12 protein-coding genes are annotated in these 17,582 nt (G+C 62.4%); 5 read left to right on the top strand and 7 right to left on the bottom strand.

Annotation, left to right across the window (positions count from 1 at the left end; all coding sequences use genetic code 11):
- Positions 1-4 precede the first annotated feature (4 nt).
- From C2U30_RS05760 to C2U30_RS05730, 7 genes are all read right to left on the bottom strand, one after another.
- Positions 5-562 (bottom strand): Lcl C-terminal domain-containing protein, encoded by a 558-nt coding sequence (locus C2U30_RS05760; protein ID WP_041212780.1) that lies wholly within the window; start codon positions 560-562, stop codon positions 5-7.
- A complete protein-coding gene (locus tag C2U30_RS05755; RefSeq protein WP_103243387.1) occupies positions 559-1,926 on the bottom strand; it encodes an Lcl C-terminal domain-containing protein in 1,368 nt (455 codons plus the stop codon). Before C2U30_RS05755 ends, C2U30_RS05760 begins: the two co-directional genes overlap by 4 nt.
- Positions 1,927-1,976: 50 nt before the next feature.
- Complete coding sequence (locus tag C2U30_RS05750) at positions 1,977-4,388, bottom strand: proprotein convertase P-domain-containing protein (protein WP_103243386.1); 2,412 nt, start codon at positions 4,386-4,388, stop codon at positions 1,977-1,979.
- Between the two features lie 29 nt (positions 4,389-4,417).
- On the bottom strand, positions 4,418-6,460 hold the full coding sequence (locus C2U30_RS05745) for a prolyl oligopeptidase family serine peptidase (protein ID WP_103243385.1): 2,043 nt from the start codon (positions 6,458-6,460) through the stop codon (positions 4,418-4,420).
- Positions 6,460-8,598: a TonB-dependent hemoglobin/transferrin/lactoferrin family receptor gene (locus C2U30_RS05740; protein WP_436792466.1), complete on the bottom strand. Its 2,139-nt coding sequence runs from the start codon at positions 8,596-8,598 to the stop codon at positions 6,460-6,462. The genes C2U30_RS05745 and C2U30_RS05740 overlap by 1 nt, the downstream gene beginning before the upstream one ends.
- Positions 8,599-8,878: 280 nt before the next feature.
- Positions 8,879-10,726: a DUF3413 domain-containing protein gene (locus tag C2U30_RS05735; RefSeq protein WP_103243383.1), complete on the bottom strand. Its 1,848-nt coding sequence runs from the start codon at positions 10,724-10,726 to the stop codon at positions 8,879-8,881.
- 43 nt (positions 10,727-10,769) lie between these two features.
- The gene (locus C2U30_RS05730; RefSeq protein ID WP_039038627.1) at positions 10,770-10,997 is read right to left on the bottom strand and encodes a YejL family protein; all 228 of its coding nucleotides are present in this window, start codon (positions 10,995-10,997) and stop codon (positions 10,770-10,772) included.
- Positions 10,998-11,070: 73 nt separating this feature from the next.
- Between C2U30_RS05730 and yejK the strand changes: the two genes are divergently transcribed.
- The 5 genes from yejK to C2U30_RS05705 all read left to right on the top strand — a co-directional run bounded on the left by yejK (position 11,071) and on the right by C2U30_RS05705 (position 17,536).
- On the top strand, positions 11,071-12,120 hold the full coding sequence (gene yejK / locus C2U30_RS05725) for a nucleoid-associated protein YejK (RefSeq protein ID WP_048207363.1): 1,050 nt from the start codon (positions 11,071-11,073) through the stop codon (positions 12,118-12,120).
- Positions 12,121-12,515: 395 nt separating this feature from the next.
- Positions 12,516-13,697 carry a maltose/maltodextrin ABC transporter substrate-binding protein MalE gene (gene malE / locus C2U30_RS05720; protein WP_041212786.1) on the top strand — a complete coding sequence of 394 codons (1,182 nt, stop codon included), beginning with the start codon at positions 12,516-12,518 and terminating at the stop codon, positions 13,695-13,697.
- A gap of 73 nt (positions 13,698-13,770) precedes the next feature.
- Positions 13,771-15,426 (top strand): maltose ABC transporter permease MalF, encoded by a 1,656-nt coding sequence (malF, locus tag C2U30_RS05715; protein WP_045525394.1) that lies wholly within the window; start codon positions 13,771-13,773, stop codon positions 15,424-15,426.
- A 12-nt stretch (positions 15,427-15,438) separates the two neighbouring features.
- A complete protein-coding gene (gene malG / locus C2U30_RS05710; protein ID WP_010674251.1) occupies positions 15,439-16,329 on the top strand; it encodes a maltose ABC transporter permease MalG in 891 nt (296 codons plus the stop codon).
- 70 nt (positions 16,330-16,399) lie between these two features.
- The gene (locus C2U30_RS05705) at positions 16,400-17,536 is read left to right on the top strand and encodes an ABC transporter ATP-binding protein (RefSeq protein ID WP_010674252.1); all 1,137 of its coding nucleotides are present in this window, start codon (positions 16,400-16,402) and stop codon (positions 17,534-17,536) included.
- Positions 17,537-17,582 lie beyond the last annotated feature (46 nt).

The following is a 17,582-nucleotide window of genomic DNA, read 5'->3' as shown; positions in this document are numbered from 1 at the left end:
GCTGTCACCTCACCAGCAGAACCTGTTTCGCCCAAGAGCGGGGGGCGCGTTGGGCGACGGAGCCGCTGGTGATGTCCAGGTAAGCGACGCCCTGAAGGGCCGGCACCGGGGTAGAAGACCAGAGATAGACATAGCCGTCGTTCACCTCCTTGCCATCCCCGGCCATGGCGCGGGGGAAGATGGTTTCGTTCAATGCCGGTTTGTAACAGGCGGACTCCAGAATGCTGGCGAGCTCCTTGATGGTGGGCAGGCGCCAGTCGTGATGACCACCAAAGCCATACAGGGCATGGCTCGGTTCGGTGCGGATCCGTTCCGCCGTCTGCAGTGCCTGTTGCCAGTAGAGGCGGGTGGGCTCCCCCTCGCAGCTCTGGTTGCGCCAGGTCTGGCCGAGCTGGCAGCGCATCCAGGTCAGACTGGTGCCCCTGTCGGTGACGGTGCCGTTGCCGTGATCCTGGAAACGGGCGGTGGGGCTGGTACGGGGCAGGGCGTCGTCGCAGATGGCGATGGCCAGTGCCAGGGGGCTGCACAGGGTGAGCAGCAGGGTCAGAAGATACTTGTTCATCGGGTTACCTCGGCCACCAGGCGCAGTTGCAGACCGTTGGCGTCATTGCTGTTTTGAACTGGGGTGGGATAGTCGGCACCGGCGTCCTCGCCGAGGAAGATGTGGGCGATGGCACTCAGAGGCGCGCTCTCCAGCCGACGGGACGGGGTCAGGGTCTGGCTCCAGTAATAGCCATCGAAGCCATTGAGTCCGGTGCCGACATCGGGGAAGTAGCGCACATCCAGGGTGACGAGCTGGCCATCCTGGCGGGCGAGGGAGCCGTAGTGCTGCAAACTCATCAGCTCACGGGCGTGGGGCAGGCGCCAGTGGGTGATGCCGCACAGTTGCTGTGCATTGAGCCACTGACGGTACTGCTCCGTGGTGCAGATGGCCTCCCCTTCGGGGCAGGCGTAATCCCGCTCCTCCTGGGTCGGGTGATAGTTGTCGAACTCCCAGGCGAAGGTGCGGTGCAGATCCCTCGGACTGTCCGGATCCGCCAGCTTCTTCTCCCAGACGAGGCCGGTATTGAGATCCTCCACGCACTCCCACTCGTCGGCATTGTCCGCCAGGGGTTGCCCCTTGCCGTCCAGCTTGCGATAGCGCAGGGGCGCCTGGCCCAGGCTCGCCTCCTGGCCCGGGTGATCCGCAGGCTCCTGGGTCAGCAGGTAATCCACCCCGTCCGTGTAGGTGGTGACGCCGCTGGCGGTCACCAACGCCCGGGGTTGCTGCTGCATCAGCACGGCGGCGAGTCTTGCCTGCTGGCTCAGGAGCTCGGGGCTGGCGGCAAAGTGCCGGGCGAGCACGGGCAGCAGGGTGACCAGCCCCTGCCAGATCTGCAGGCGGCGCTCGCTGGCGGCAAAGGTGGGCAGGGTGGCCTCGTCATCGAAGGCGGCGAGGGCCAGCTCGGCGAGGGCGCGGTTGAAGTCGCCCAGCTGCGCCAGTGCCGCCAGATCTGGGCCGGGGTGAAGGGGCGCCAGGGCGAGCAACACGTCCGTCAGGGCCTGAGCCGGTGGCAGCCCGTCCGAGATACGCGTCTGCAGCAGGGTGCTGAGGGGGCTGGGGGTGAGGTGCTGGTTGTCCTGGCGCGCCGCCGGGTGGGCCAGGGGCAGGGCGGCGGGATCCGCCGGAATGAACAGCAGAGGAGTGGTGAGCAGATCAGGGTGGCGCCGGGTCAGGGAGTGGGCACCGGCCTCGCCGCTGACGGCGGGCTCATTGGCTTCGCAGCCGTCGTTCTGGTTCAGGTTGATGCACAGGGTGCCCGCAGCGGGCAGGCTGACCGTCAGGCGGTAGTCCGGCGCGGTCAGGGGAGCCTCGTCCGAACCGCCGCCACAGGCGCTGAGCAGGGGGGCCAGCAGGCAGACGATCGGGGTCATTCTCATGGTCATGGTGTGTCCTTGTAGGGGCCTTGGCCCCTCTCTTCTTTATATAGGGAGAGTCAGAGGCGACGCAGACGGCGCCACAGGGCCAGCGGCAGCAGCCAGAGCAGGGGGAAGGCTCCCCCGCCACTGCTGTCCGAGGTATCGAAGCGGATGATGCCGTCATCCGGCACGGGCACGGTGTTGCCGCACTGGGCGCCGGTACGCTGACTGATGCTCCACCCGTTCAGGAAACCCTGATTGCCAGGTTTGCTGTCCACCACCTCCAGGGTCCAGCGACCGGCCAGGGGTTCTCCTTCGAAGGCGCTGAAGGGTTGCAGGGACTGCAACTCGGTGGGAAAGACCCCTTTCAGGCTCGGCAGGGGGCTGTAACCCTTGTCCCAGATCTGGACCCGGGTGCCGGCGGGGGAGCTGAGCCAGATCTCCAGCTCATCCAGCGCCTCGTGCTGCAGAACCAGGCTCAGTTGCAGCCTGTCGCTCACACGGGCATCGCTCTTCTCCAGCAGCAGGCTGGTTTCGCTCAGGCCGCGCACCTCCTCGCTCTGGGCATCGTTCAGTCGCTGCGACCGACCACTGGCCCGGCTGATGACGGGGGTGCCGATGGGCAGGGTCAGGGATTGCTGCCACTGGCGCTCGGTGGGGCTGGTACCGCTCATGGCGAGATTCACCGAGAGGCTCGCCTCGTCGCCGCAGGCGAGCGGGCTCTGGGCCAGCAGGCGCAGGGTGGTGGTCATGCTGGCACCGGCGGCCAGGGTCGCTGGTTGCCAGCTGTCAGGATCGGCCTGCAACCCGGTTGGCAGGGTGAGGGCCAGCTCATTGAGGGTCACTTCCCCTTTGCCCGGGTTGCTGAGGGTCAGCTGCACCGACTGGCGCTGCCCCAGCGGGATGGCGCTCCCCTCGGCGAGGGCAATATTGACGGGAGCTTGCAGCAGCCCGTGCTGGCGAAATGCCTGCTCCAGCAGACGGGCATAGGCTCGCGTCGGGTAGAGACGGGCGGCAGTATCCACGGTGATCCGGGCCAGTTGCGGCATGCGAATGGCCGGCCCCAGGCCGAAGTGGGATTCGATGATGACGCGATCAAACTCGTCCCTGGCCGCCTCACCGTGCTCGGCCACCGCCGTCAGCAGGGCCTGGAACAGCGGGGTGCCCCAGAGCTGATCCCCGTTGCTGCCGTTGATGGTGCGGTGGGCCGGGTAGCGGTAGTCCGGATGGTAGCGGGCGCGCAGATCGTCGAGCTGGCGCGGGGTGCGGTCGGTGAAGCGGGCATCCCAGTTGAACACCATGGCGGGTTCGAATTGGCGACCGGCTTCGCTGCGCTGGCGATGACTGGCGGCCAGGTAGTCGCCAAAGCCCTCGCCGATGGCTCCCCAGTCACCCTCTTCCCCGAGATCCGGCAGGATGTGGTGCTGCACCCCGTGGCCGAACTCGTGCCAGATGACCATGGGATCCTCGGCATCGGGCACGCCGCTGCGACCCAGCTCCAGCCTGCGTTCGAACGGATCGTAGAGGGAGTTGTCCTGATAGCCCGCGTCCGTGTCGATGTCGAGCGCCCCGGGGATGAGATCGGTGAAACCGAGCGCCTTGAGGTGGCGCTGGGCGAGATCCAGATGGTAGTAGGCGTTGATGTCCGCAAAGCCGCGATCGTCACGGGTCAGGCGAAAACCCTGCACGTCACTGCTGCTGTAGGGGGCCGATTCGGGGGCCATGACATCCACCACCCTGGCATGGGGGCCGCTCAGGCGATACTGCCCGGCTTGCAGGCTCACCGGCAGGGGAACCGGATCCTGATAGGCGGCCTGTGCCAGCACCAGCGCGTCGTGCCAGACCAGGCTGGCGTCCTGCAGGCGGGTGCGGGGATCGGGGTCGAACACCCGGGCCTGAACCTGCATATCGCCTGCGTCGGCGACATGCAGAGGGCGGGTAGTTGCCTGATCCCCGAGACGGCCAAGCTCCTGCTCCCCGTCGCAACGGGCAAACAGCTGCACCTGGCTGGCCTTGGCATTGCCTGCCTTGTGCTCGCGCACCCGCTGGCGCAGGGCAGGCACCAGGGTATCGCCGTCTCGCCAGTACCAGGCTTCGACCGGCCCCAGCGTCTCTATCTGGTTGCCGTCGGTGCGCAGGGTGGCGAGCAGGGGATCCAGGGTGCCGCTGGCATCGCAGCCGGGCGCTGTGCTCTGCAAGGGGCGCAGGTTGTGGTAGAGGCGCCAGGGGCGGCCGTCCTCGTCGACACTGACGGCGGCCTGGGTGGCGGCCACCGGCAGGCCGTTCACCAGCTGGCGAAAGCTGTAATGGTGGCCGAGCAGGCTGGCCCTGTCGTAATCGGGGGCGAGGAGCACACCGAGGCGCTGCTCGAGCCAGCGCTTCGGCGTCGTGGTCAGGGGTTGTTCATCGACAAACTGCAGATCGGCCGCCAGCAGCGGCGATGAGATCAGGGTTGCCGCCAGCCAGAGGGCCAGGGAAGAGGGTTTCATGGTTCACTCCAGAAAAAGAGGACAAGGGGTCAGTGGTTGACGCCCGCTAGGGTGAGCAGGAAGGCAAACTCCTGCGCCGCACGCAGCGCCGCCGTTCGGGGGGCGCCCAGGTGGCCGCCGTCGAGTTCGGTGCGCAGCAGATAGGGGCCTGTTCCCGTGCTATGGGATCGCAGGCGGGCTATCCACTTGAGGGGTTCCCAGTAGGGCACCTGACTGTCGTGCAGGCCGCCCGTCACATAGACGGGGGGATAAGGGGCCTTGTGCAGGTTGTCGTAGGGGCTCAGGCTGCGCATCGCGGCATAGTCACCCGGGATGGCCGGATTGCCCCACTCGGCGTACTCCTGCCGGGTGAGGGGCAGCTCGGGATCCTGCATGGTGCCCAGCAGGTCGACGAAGGGAACTTGCAGCACGGCCCCGGCGAAACGGGTGGGCGCCTGGTTGAGTGCCGCTGCCACCAGCAGGCCGCCGGCGCTGCCGCCCATGGCAAACAGCCGGGCGGGATCGATGGCGGGATCCCGTGCCAGGGCATCGGCCACGGCGAGAAAATCATCCACGCTGTGCTGTTTGTCCCGGCCACGACCCTCCCGGTACCAGGATTCGCCGAGCAGACCGCCCCCGCGCACATGGACGATGGCGTAGACGAAGCCGCGATCCAGCAGGCTCAGCACCCGGGGCTGGTAGTAGGGGCGCATGGGGGTGCCGTAGGCCCCATAGCCGTAGAGCAGCAGTGCCCTGGGGTGGGTAATGCCCTTGCGCCAGACTAGGGAGACAGGCACCTTGACCCCATCCTTGCCCGCGATCCAGCGTCGCTCGCTCTGATAGGGGGAGGTGTCCCTGCTCTCGGGTGTTCCCTCCCAGGTGCCGGAGGCGAGATCCAGCCAGCGCTGGTGAGGTGGTTCGGCCATCCCCTGGCGGCGAATGAGCACCTTGTCGCTGGCCGGTTCCTGGCTGCCCTGGATCCAGGCCGTGCCTGCGCCATCGGTGAGCGGCAGGCTGTGGGTCAACGCACCCTTGGCGTCCAGCACATCGAGCCAGTCATCCCCTTCCTTGCGGTATTGCAGCACGGTGTGCCGGGCAAAGAGGCGCCACTTCTCGAGTTCCCGGCCCTCGCCGGACCAGAGCCGTTGCCACTCTCCCTTCGCCACCAGGCTCAAGTCGGCCACCTGATAGAGGCCGAGGGCGCCGTCCCGGTTGCTCTTGAGCAGCACCCTGTCCCCCTGGGTATCCAGGTAGTATTCGAGGCCGCGCTCGCGCCCCTTGAGCAGGTCGGCCCGACCCGCGTCCAGCAGGTATTGCTCCGAGCTGTCGTGGTTGTTGCTTTGCAGCACCAGGTGGCGGCGATCCGTGGTGCGATAGAGGCCGAGCAGCCAGGCGGGATCGCGCTCCTCATACACCAGGGTCTCCTTGCCATCCTGCCAGGCCAGCAGTTGCCAGGGGCGCAGGGTCTGGCGCTCGTTGGCGAGGGTGTAGAGGGTCTTGCCATCCAGACTCCAGAGCAGATCGCCGGCGCGGTGAGGCAAAGAGGCCAGTGTCTCGCCACTCGCCAGATCCAGCAGGGTGATGCGGTAGTCCCGATCTCCCCTGCGGTCTTCGGCCAGGGCAAGCAGTTGCCCGTCCGGGTGCAGGGCCCAGGCGGCGAGCTCGTAATACCCCTCGGCAGGTTGGCGGGGAGCCAGCCGCTTTCGGGGAGCGTCATTGGCGTCGCTGCGTTGCCACAGGCTGCCGTCCGCCTCCATGCGCCACTGGCTGCCAGCCTGGCTCAGCCAGTCGTCCGGCACGGGTTCGCCCCGCTCCCGGCCCTGCCACTCCGTCTGCAGGCGCTGCACCAGTGGCGCCTGGCCGGTGAGCTGCTGCTCGGTCCAGCGGTTCTGCTCGCGCAGCAGCGTCAGGAGGGCGGGATCCTGGCGGCTGTCGTCACGCCAGCCACCATAGGGATCGAGACGGGCTATCTCCCCCTTCATCAGTTGCGGGCGCTCGGGGATGAGGGGCGCGGCCTCCAGGGTTGCCTCAGGCAGGGGGGAGGCGGGGGCCGGCGTGGCCAGCAGGCTGGCCAGGATCAATAGGCTGTGCATCAGATCCCCACGAAGGTGTAGCGTAGGCTGGCACTCAGGGTGCGGCCGCTCTGGGTGAAGAGGGAAGCATCGGTCCCGGTTTCCAGCCCGGCCACATCCTGATAGCGGGTGTAGCGGGTGTCGAACAGGTTGTCGAGCTTGAGGTTGACCTTGAGGGCGTCGGTGACCAGCCAGTCGGCCGTCAGGGTGAAACTGAGCCAGCCGGCACTTTCGAGGCAGTCCCCCTGGCGGCCGGTCAGGCTGTTGCCGCAGGTGGGCACCCGGCTCATGGCAGCGGCATAGTCCGCCTGAATGCCCAGACTCCACTCATTGGCCTGATAGCTCAGACGGGTGTTGCCCTCGAGGGGCGTCAGGGTGCGCAGCGCTTCACCTTTGTTGTCCTCGCCATCGACCCAGCCGAGCTTGGTGGCGAGCTCCCACTCCTGGGTCAGCCAGTAGCTGGCGGCGAGTTCGGCCCCCCAGGTTTCGGCCTTGGCGACGTTGCGATATTGGCGCAGGATGACGCCATCGCTCAGGCGCAGCCCCACCTCGCGCCAGTCGATGAAGTTGTAGTAGCGGTTGTAGAAGAGCGCTGGCTTGATGCTCCAGTTGTCCCCCTCGCCACTCAGCCCCCACTCGATGCTGTGGCTGGTTTCTTCCTTGAGCCCGGTGTTGGCGATGATCTCGAAGGGTGGCAGAGCGAAGTAGTGGGGGATGTTGCCGTACACCTTGTCGTAGGAAGGCGCCCGGAACCCGTTGGCGTAGCTGAGCCAGCTGCGCCACTGGTCGTTGAAGCGGTAGCTGGTGGCCAGGCTCGGGGAGAGGTGCCAGCTGTGGTTGCTGTCGTGGCTGCCGTCCAGCGGCGTGAGCCACTGGTGATCCATGCGCAGGGTGGGGGTGAACTGCCACTGGCCCAGGCTGGCCACGTCGCCGAGCCAGACTCCGGCCCTGTCGGTACGGGCGCGGCTGAAGGGGGCGGACTGGCCGGGTTGGGGAATGCCGGCCTCCAGACTCAGCTTCTCCACCGGCCGCTCGTGGGTGGTGCGCTCCAGCTCGATGCCGTAACTGAGCTGATGGGAGATGTGCCCGGTGGCGAGATCCCGGCGCACATCCAGCTCGGTACCGATCCTGTCTTCGGTGAAGGTGGCGAGTTCCCGTTCGCTGCGATAGCGCGGATAACCGCTCAGCAGATCGTTTTGCAGCAGGCTGCGCTTGTTGGCGGTGTTTTTCGAGTGATTGCCGTAGGCACTCCAGGTGAGGCTGTCGGCCAGTATTGTGTCGAGGTTTCTCGCCTCCCAGGCCAGCTTTCCCCCTTGCGTGCGTTGGCTGCCCTGCTCGTGGTACTGGCGCACCTGCCACTTGCCATCGGGCTGGGGCACTTCGCGCGGCCCCAGATCCCGTTCGGCGTTGTCCTCGAAGTAGTCGAGTTCGAGGCGCAGCAGATGATGTTCGTTCAGCTGGATGCGAGAGCTGGTGGAGGCGCTGAGGCCATCCAGATCCGCCGGGATGCGGCTCTCGTCGTAGTTGGCGGTCTCATGTCCCTGCCAGCCGGAGAGGCGCAGCAGGTGTTCGGTATCCCGTATCCGGGCGGCGCCGGTGGCGCTCAGCTTCTGCTTGTCACTGCTGCCATCGTGCAGCACCTTGCTGCCGAGATAGGCATCCTGGCCCTGAAGGTAATCTTCCGGCTGCTTGGTGCTGATGACGATGGTGCCGCCGATGGCATCGGAGCCATGGAGGGAGGAACCGGCGCCCTTGGCCACCTCTATCTGTTTGACATCGTCGAGATCGAAGCTGAAGCGGCCCACCTTGTCGTTGAGGTCGTCGGCGCCAAAACCGTCGCTGACCCGCACCCCGTCCTTGATGATGAGCACCCGGTTGCCGCCCATGCCGCGGATGATGATGTTCTGGGGGCGGCCGGCAGAGCCGGTCACCGAGACGCCGGGTTCGTTCTTGAACACATCGGTGAGCTCGGTGGCAACCTGGCGATCCAGATCCTCCGCCGTGATGACGGTGATGGAACCCGACACGTCGGAGAGCTTCTGCTCGATGCGCTGTCCCTTGACCACGATGGTTTCCCGCCCCTTGAGTTCGGGGGGCATGTCCGTTGTGTCGACCCCGGCGGGATCGCTGGCAGCCAGCGCCGTACCGGACAGCAGCATGGGCCAGTAATGAAGAAGTCGAATTTTCATATTTGAGAATAATTATTATTTAAGCCTGAAGGGCGCGGATTATTGCAGAGGGAGTCAAGCAGATCAATAAATGACAATCATTATCATTTTGTTTTTATGACATTGATCGAATTGAATTTTTTGAGAGTTAAATCAGTAAGGTGGTGGCATACGTTTGCGAGTGACGCCATGGGAAACAGGAGGACGGGTGTGGTGCGGGCAAGAAAAAGCCCGCCATAGGGGCGGGCTCAAGGAGGTGGGCTGGCGCAGATCAGGGGGCGCGATAGAAGCGATTGAGCTCGTTCATCACCTGGATCAGGGTGCCCATGTCCGGGGTGCCGTGCTTGATGGGGCGATAGGTGTCGCGGTCCAGCAGCTCGAAGTCCCCCTGCTTGTTGAACTGGGTGATGGTGTTGCCCTGATAGATGGCGAAGTCATTCTGATCCCCCGCCAGCAGCCAGGTGCGTGTACTGGCTTCGAACAGGTTGCGCCCCGTGCTGTAGTCACGATAGGGGTTGCGTACACCCAGCATGTTCTTCATCAGGGTCGGTACCAGATCCAGGTGGCTGCTCGCCTGCGCCTGGGGCGCAGGTTCGGCACCAGGCCAGGCCAGCACCAGGGGGACCTGCACCTGATAGGTCGAGTAATTGCTGCCATAGCCCCAGCTGTTGCTCTGGGTCTCGTTGAACTCCTGACCGTGGTTGGAGGTGATCACGACGATGGTCTGATCATCAAGCCCCTGCAATTGCAGTTGGGTCAGCATTTGCTCCAGCAGTTGATCGGTATAGAAGACCGCGTTCTTGTAGCGGTTCTCCAGCTTCTGCAGGTTCTCGGGCCGATAGGCAGTGGCCGGGTTGAAGCGGGTCAACTCGGGCTGGAAGGGGCCCTTGATGCTGGCGGGCACCTGATAATCCCCCGGGCTAGAGAGATAGACCAGAGAGAACCAGGGTCTGTCCGCGGTGCGCGTGCCAAGCCACTGCTGCCAGTCGTCGATGAGCCTGCGGTCATCGGTCTGGCGGGAGACGAAGACCTGCTTGCGCAGACCCGCAAGCAGACTTTGGCGATACTGCTTGGCATCTTCCAGTGCACCGAACAGGCCGAACTGGTAGTCCTGACGCAGCATCTCGTCGAACAGCACGGGGGGGCGCTTGTCGGCCCGGATGTCCCCGTAATAGTGGCCGGGCAGCCCGTAGAAGAGGCTGAACATCCCCATGGCTTCATCATTGCCACCACTCATGTGCTGGCGGAAATTGAAGTGGTTGTCCGCGTAGCGTTGCAGATTGGGCATGTTGATGTTGTTGAGCATGTCGGCTCGCAGGGAGTCGACCACCACCACCAGCAGGTTCTTGTGATCGCTGGGTGCGCTCACGCTGAGGGGGCGCAAGGGATAGAGCAGACGGTGCTCAGCGCTTCCCTGATCTTCGGCCTTCTTCTCATACTGCTCGAGGTCGAGCCAGCCATGCTTGGCCAGGAAGCTCCTGGCGGTCATGGGGTAGGAGAGGGGGAAGTTGGCGCGCTGCATGGTGATGGGTTGATACAGGGTCGCATCCGCCCAGCTGTTGACCAGATGGGTCAGGATGAAGCAGACCAGCAGGGCCAGTCCCACCTGATTGCCGTACTGGCGGCGTTTGCGCTTGTTGATCTTGCGCCACACATAGGCCGACAGCAGCAGTTGCAGCAGGAAGATGGCGGGCACCGCCACGAAGATGATGCTCCAGATAGAGCCCTCTTCGGTCTGCGCCTGATCCAGCAGCAGTTGCCACACCTGGCCATTCAAGTGGAACTTGAACAGCTGGAACACCTGGGTGTCGATAAGCAGCTGCACCAGCGCCAGGGTGGCGATGATGGATGAAATGAAGCGCAGCGGCTTCTCCCTGGGCAGGATGAAGCTCAAGGGGAAGATGGTCAGCAGATAGGTGACGAAGCTCAGGAACGAGAAATGACCTATCCAGCTGATGACGAGATAGGTCACGCCGAGCGTAGTCGACGGCCAGCTGATGGCGCCCAGGTAACGGGTCGAGATCAGCATGGCCAGGATGATGTTGAAGAAGGAGAACCAATGCCCCCAGGTGATCAGGCGAGAGACATTATCGCGATAGGGGTTGCCGGTTTCGACCATAATGATCCATCTGCTTGAAAAACATCAAAGAATGCGAAGAAACTCAGTGCGCATCGTGGCGATGGCCCACCGAGGCGGTGAGTGCCTGGATGAACTTCTCGGTGATCGCCTGGCGCTGGGCCGGGGCCATGCCGTTGATGATGTTGGTGGTCAGGTTGCCAAGGACCATCAGACTGAGATCCACCGGTGCCTTGTGTTTCTCCAGGGCGGTGATCAGGTCGTTCATCAGGGCGTCAAACTGCTCGTTATTGTACTTTGATACGATGGGCATAATCTTGGGTTCACCTCGGTTCAAAGCGCCTTATAATACTTCACCCTTTCGGCTAACACTATGGCTTTGTGACATGAGTCTCGATATCGACAAGATCATTCTTCACTCCCTGCGGGCGGGCAACGATGGCCAGCCCCACGCCGATACCCGCAGCCAGACCCTGCCTGCCGACGAGGCGGTACAAGGGCTGATGGCGGAGCTGCATCGCATCTACAACGGCAAGGGGGGAAAGGGCTTTGGCTTCTTCGCCGATCCCGAGGTCGCCGTCGCCGAGCTGGCGGAGGGGGAAGACGCCCCCAAGCAGCCTTCCCCCGCCTTTCGCATCGCCCTGGAGCAGTTGCTGGCGGAGCAGACCGAGTTCGTCCCCTTTTCCGTCAACCTGACCCAGATGCTGGTCAAGCAGCTGGTGGAGCATGCCCTGGACGAGCAGGGGGTGTTGCTGATTGCCAAGTACAACTATGTGGGGGTGGATTACCTGATGATCGCCCTGCTGGAAGGCAAGGAGAGCGTCACCGTGAGCGAGGCGCTGGAGCTGCGCCACATCCAGTACCTGGATATCGGCAAACTCAATCTGGTGGCCCGCATCGATCTCACCGAGTGGAAAACCCAAGGGGATTCGCGTCGTTATATCACCTTCAGCAAGGGCCGGGTCGGTCGCAAGCTGGGGGATTTCTTCATGGATCTGCTGGGGGCCCGGGAGGGCATGGATGCCAAGATCCAGAACAAGGGGTTGCTGCAGGCGGTGGACGATTACTGCGACAGCCGCCAGCTCGAACCGGCCGAGCGCAATGACTACAAGAAGCAGGTCTTCAAATATTGCACCGAGCAGGCCAGCGCCGGCGAGGAGATCGAGATCAAGGAGCTGTCGGCGGAATTGCCCGGTGATGGGGACCTCGATTTTTACAGCTTCATCGGTCAGGAGTACGAGCTGGAGGAGCGCTTCCCGGCGGACCGTTCCACCCTGCGGGGCTTGACCAAGTTTGTGGGCTCCGGTGGCGGCCTGACTCTGAGCTTCGAGCAGAAGTTGCTCAACAGCCGGGTCTTTTACGATCCCCAGACCGACACCCTGACCATCAGGGGAGTCCCGCCCAATCTCAAGGATCAATTGCTGCGCCAGTCGTAATGTGATCCAGCCGTCATTTCTTGCAAAAAGGCACCGGAGTCCGCTCCGGTGCCTTTTTATTTAAGGGGGTGATGTAGATGGAAACCACCTCAGTACTTTTGTTAACACATTGAACAAAATATCGGGAATGAAAGGGTTTTCAGTGGGGTGAAATCCCTTTCAATGACGTAAATTGATTTCCTTTCTGTAATTTAATTTCCATATCTTGGCAAAAATATGGGGATATCCCTTCCTAAGTCGCTGAAATAAGAAAATGTTTTCATAACTTTCTGGAAGAAAATACGTAATTGCATTTCAAAAATGCGAGGCGTGTCATGTGAGGCATTGACTGCTTGGGATAATATGCATCTGCACACAATGCTCTTACAGCGCGGAACTAATACAAGGAAAGGCTCATGAAAAAGAAATTGCTGTCATCCCTGATCGGTCTGGCTACCCTGGGCGTGGCCTGCTCTGCCACTGCTGCCATTGATGAAGGTCAGCTGACCATCTGGATCAACGGTGACAAGGGCTACAACGGCCTGGCCGAAGTCGGCAAGAAGTTTGAAGCCGAAACCGGCATCAAGGTCACCGTCGCCCACCCGGATCAGGTTGAAGTCAAATTCCAGCAAGCCGCCGCCACCGGCAACGGCCCGGACATCTTCTTCTGGGCTCACGACCGTTACGGTGAGTGGGTCAAGTCCGGTCTGCTGGTTCCCGTGACCCCGAATACCGCCACCAAGGCCAAGTTCGAGCAATTCGCCTGGGATGCCATGACCGTCGATGGCAAGACCTATGGCTACCCGGTCGCGGTAGAAGCCGTCAGCCTGATTTACAACAAGGATCTGTTGCCCAACCCGCCGAAGACCTTCGAAGAGATCGCCAAGATCGACGAAGACCTGAAGAAAAATGGCAAGCGCGCCATCATGTGGGCCTATGACACCCCCTACTTCAGCTACCCCCTGGTGGCTGCCAACGGTGGTTACGCCTTCAAGAAGACCGCCACCGGCTATGACGTCAAAGACACCGGCGTGAACAACGCAGGTGCCAAGGCCGGCGTCGGCTACATCTCCGAGATGATCAAATCCGGTCACCTGGAGAAGGGCATTGACTACGGTGTGATGGACGCCAAGTTCAACAAGGGCGAAGTGGCCATGATGATCAACGGTCCCTGGGCTTGGAGCAACCTGGACAAGAGCGGCATCAAGTATGGCGTAGCCCAGCTGCCGACCCTGAAAGGCAAGCCCGCCAAGGCCTTCGTTGGCGTACTGGGTGCCACCATCAACGCCGCCAGCCCGAACAAGGATCTGGCCATCGAGTTCCTCGAGAACTACCTGCTGACCGATGCCGGTCTGGCGCCGATGAACGCCGACAAGCCGCTGGGTGCCGTGGCCCTGAAGTCCTTCCAGAAGACCCTGGAAGCCGACCCCAACATCAAGGCCACCATGCTGAACGCCCAGAACGGCGAACCGATGCCGTCCGTGCCCGAGATGAGCCGTTTCTGGTCCTCCTTCGAAACCGCCCTCAAGAACATCACCTCTGGCCGTCAGGGTGTTGACGAAGCCCTGGATACCGCTGCCAAGCGTATCGTCCAGTAAGCATGCACTACCCGGGAGGCCTTCGGGCCTCCCACTCTCTCAATCTCTCTTGGCGCAATAAAGGTTAATTGGCATGGAAGTAGTACCTTCTATCGAATCCTATGCCGGTCCGAAGAAAGACAAGTACGTCTGGCTGAAATGGACCATGGCGGCACTGATCGCAGTGCTTAATGGTTATGCGGCCGTGATGATGTATGCCAGCGGCGAGTGGGTATTTGCCCTGCTCGATCTGGTGGTCGTCTCCGTCGGTCTCTATGTCTTCATGAACAAGAAGACCTATGCCCACCGTTATATTTTCCCCGGTGTGGCAGGCATGGTTGTTTTTATCATCTTCCCTCTTGCCTACACGATCGGCATCGCCTTCACCAACTATTCGGGATCCAACTTGCTCTCCCTTGAGCAGGCACGGGATTACCATCTGAAAAAAACCTACAAGGTGACCGGCGGTGAATTCGATTTCACCCTCCTGGGTGGTGAGAACAATCAGTTTCAGCTGCTGCTGAAACAGGACGACCAATCCTTTATCAGTCAACCCCTTACCTTGCTGAACAACAAGGCGCGTACCCTGGCCGTCCGTGAAGGACGGGTCCGTGACGAGCCCCAGGTTGTTCAGTTGCAGCCTCTGGACGGGGCCATGGTCGGCGAGGCGGCACCCATTCGTGCCATCGTTGATCACCGCACCCACCTGAGCGCCCTGGATGTGGTACTGCCCGAAGGCAATATCCATCTGACCCTGAGCAGCCTGCGCAAGTTCGCCGCCCAGAAACAGCTCTATACCCAGCTGGTCGACGGCGCCGTGCTCAAGTCCGGCGTCATGATAAAAGATGCCAACCTGCTGCGTGACAACCAGAGCGGCGAGCTGATGCTGCCCAACGGTGACACCGGCTTCTACCAGTACATCGATGCGGAAGGTCACTTCGTCGGCAAGGGCGTTGCCCCCGGTTTCGTGGTGAGCGTGGGTTGGAAAAACTTCATGCGCATCATGACGGACCCGGGTATCCAGAGTCCCTTCATGCAGATCTTCGTCTGGACCGTGATCTTCTCCGCCTGTTCGGTGGCGTTCACCCTGGCGATCGGCATGGTGCTGGCGTGTCTGGTGCAGTGGGAGCAGCTCAGGGGGCGTGGTTTCTACCGGGTCATGCTGATCCTGCCCTATGCGATACCGGCGTTCATCTCCATCCTGGTGTTCAAGGGCTTGTTCAACCAGAACTTCGGTGAAATCAACCTGTTCCTGGAAGCGGCCTTCGGCATCAAGCCGGACTGGTACACCAATCCCTTCTTGGCCAAGGTGATGATCCTCATCGTCAACACCTGGCTCGGTTACCCCTACATGATGATCCTCTGCATGGGCCTGCTCAAGGCCATTCCGGAAGATCTCTACGAGGCGTCTGCCATGGACGGGGCGGGGCCGGTACAGAACTTCTTCAAGATCACCGTACCGCTCTTGATGAAGCCGCTGACACCGCTGTTGATTGCATCCTTTGCCTTCAACTTCAACAACTTCGTACTTATCCAGTTGTTGACGAACGGGGCGCCGGACATCATCGGGGCCACCACGCCGGCCGGGACCACCGACTTGCTGGTGAGCTACACCTACCGGATCGCGTTCCAGGGCTCGGGTGGTCAGGACTACGGTCTGGCCAGTGCCATCGCCACCGCCATCTTCCTCATCGTGGGTGCGCTGGCCTTGCTCAACCTGAAATTGTCCAAAGCCGACAAGCAACTGTAAGGAGGCTTCAACATGGCAATCGTACAACCCAAATCAGTCAAATACCGGGTGTGGGCAACCCACCTGGTGATGTGGGGCTTCCTGGCACTGATCATCTTCCCGCTGATCATGGTCATCGCCATCTCGTTCCGTAACGGCAACTTCTCGGTGGGGGAGATCATCCCCACCAATCCGACCCTGGATCACTGGAAGCTGGCGCTCGGCATGTCCATCACCAACGCCGACGGCAGCATCACGCCGCCGCCGTTCCCGGTGCTGACCTGGTTGTGGAACTCCATCAAGGTGGCGGGCATCACCGCCCTGATGATAGTGGTGCTCTCCACCACCTGTGCCTACGCCTTCGCCCGTCTGCGGTTCCGTGGCAAGTCCACCATCCTGCAGGGCATGCTGATCTTCCAGATGTTCCCGGCGGTGCTGGCACTGGTGGCCATCTACGCGCTCTTCAACAAGATCGGTGACTACATCCCCTGGCTGGGTCTCAACACCCACGGCGGCCTGATCCTGGCCTACATGGGGGGCATCGCCCTGCACGTCTGGACCATCAAGGGCTACTTCGAGACCATCGACTCCTCCCTGGAGGAGGCGGCGGCCATCGATGGCGCTACTCCGTGGCAGGCGTTCCGCCTGATCCTGTTGCCCCTGTCGGTGCCCATTCTGGCGGTGGTGTTCATCCTGGCCTTCATCGGCTCCATCACCGAGGTGCCCATGGCCTCCATCCTGTTGCAGGATGTGAACAATCTGACCCTGGCGGTCGGAGCCCAGCAGTACCTCTATCCGCAGAACTACCTGTGGGGTGACTTCGCCGCAGCCGCCGTGCTGTCAGGCTTCCCCATCACGGTCGTCTTCCTGCTCGCCCAGCGCTGGCTGGTGGGCGGTCTGACCGCAGGCGGCGTGAAAGGTTAACGGTTCATGGCCGGGGGAGCTGGCTCCCCCCGTCATCACGATTTGCAAAGATTCAAGAGCGGAGCTCGACATGGCTGAAGTAGTACTCAACAACGTTCGCAAAAATTACGACCCGGCTGTCCACAAGGACACCCTGCGCAGCATCAACCTCGATATCAAGGAAGGGGAGTTCATCGTCTTCGTCGGCCCGTCCGGCTGCGGCAAGTCCACCCTGCTTCGGATGATCGCGGGTCTGGAAGACATCACCAGCGGCGAGCTGACCATCGGCGGGCGCTACATGAATGACGTGCCGCCGGTGGAGCGCAACGTCGGTATGGTGTTCCAGTCCTACGCCCTCTACCCGCACATGAACATCTACGAGAACATGGCTTTTGGCCTCAAGCTCAAGAAGATGGACAAGGAGAACATCCACAAGCGGGTGATGCGCGCCGCCGAGATCCTGGGTCTCGAGCCGCTGCTGGACAGAAAGCCCAAGGCCCTTTCTGGCGGTCAGCGTCAGCGGGTGGCCATCGGCCGCTCCATCGTGCAGCAGCCGCAGGTGTTCCTGTTTGACGAACCGCTGTCGAACCTCGACGCCGCCCTGCGGGTCAAGATGCGCATCGAGATCGCCAAGCTGCACAAGGAGCTCAACTCCACCATCATCTACGTGACCCACGACCAGGTGGAGGCCATGACGCTGGCCAACCGCATCGTGGTGCTGAGCCCGCTCAAGGGCGAGGCGGCCACCAACCTGGAGCAGTTCGGCACCCCCCTCGAGCTCTACCACAACCCGGACAACAAGTTCGTGGCGGGCTTCATCGGCTCCCCCAAGATGAACTTCCTGGCGGGCGAGCTGGTGGAGATCGGCGAGCAGGAGTGCGTGGTCAAGCTCACCTCCGGCGATACCGTGCGTGCCCGGGTGGATGCCCGTCGCGGCGCGGTGGGTGACAAGGTGGAGCTGGGCATTCGCCCCGAGCACCTGGTGCCGCTGGGTCATGCCCATGCCGACAGCCGCGTGAGCGGCGTGGTGCAGGTAGCCGAACACCTGGGGGCCGAGTCCTTCGTCTACATGGACGTGGATGGTCACGACTTCACCGTCAAGGCGAGCTCCGACATCGACGTGGCCACCGGCCAGGAGTACAGCGTCGGCATCCCGGCCGAAGCCTGCTACCTGTTCGATGCCAAAGAGCAGGCGTTCCCGCGCACGGCCAAATATATCCGCGCCTGAGAGGGCGAGAGTGCCAGGTTTTCCTTTCTATACGTTCAATGCCTTT

The organism is Aeromonas sp. ASNIH5, assembly GCF_002902865.1.
Classification (GTDB): domain Bacteria; phylum Pseudomonadota; class Gammaproteobacteria; order Enterobacterales; family Aeromonadaceae; genus Aeromonas; species Aeromonas caviae.
Note: the sequence above shows the minus strand (reverse complement) of the source record. Positions and strands in the feature narration are given on the sequence as shown.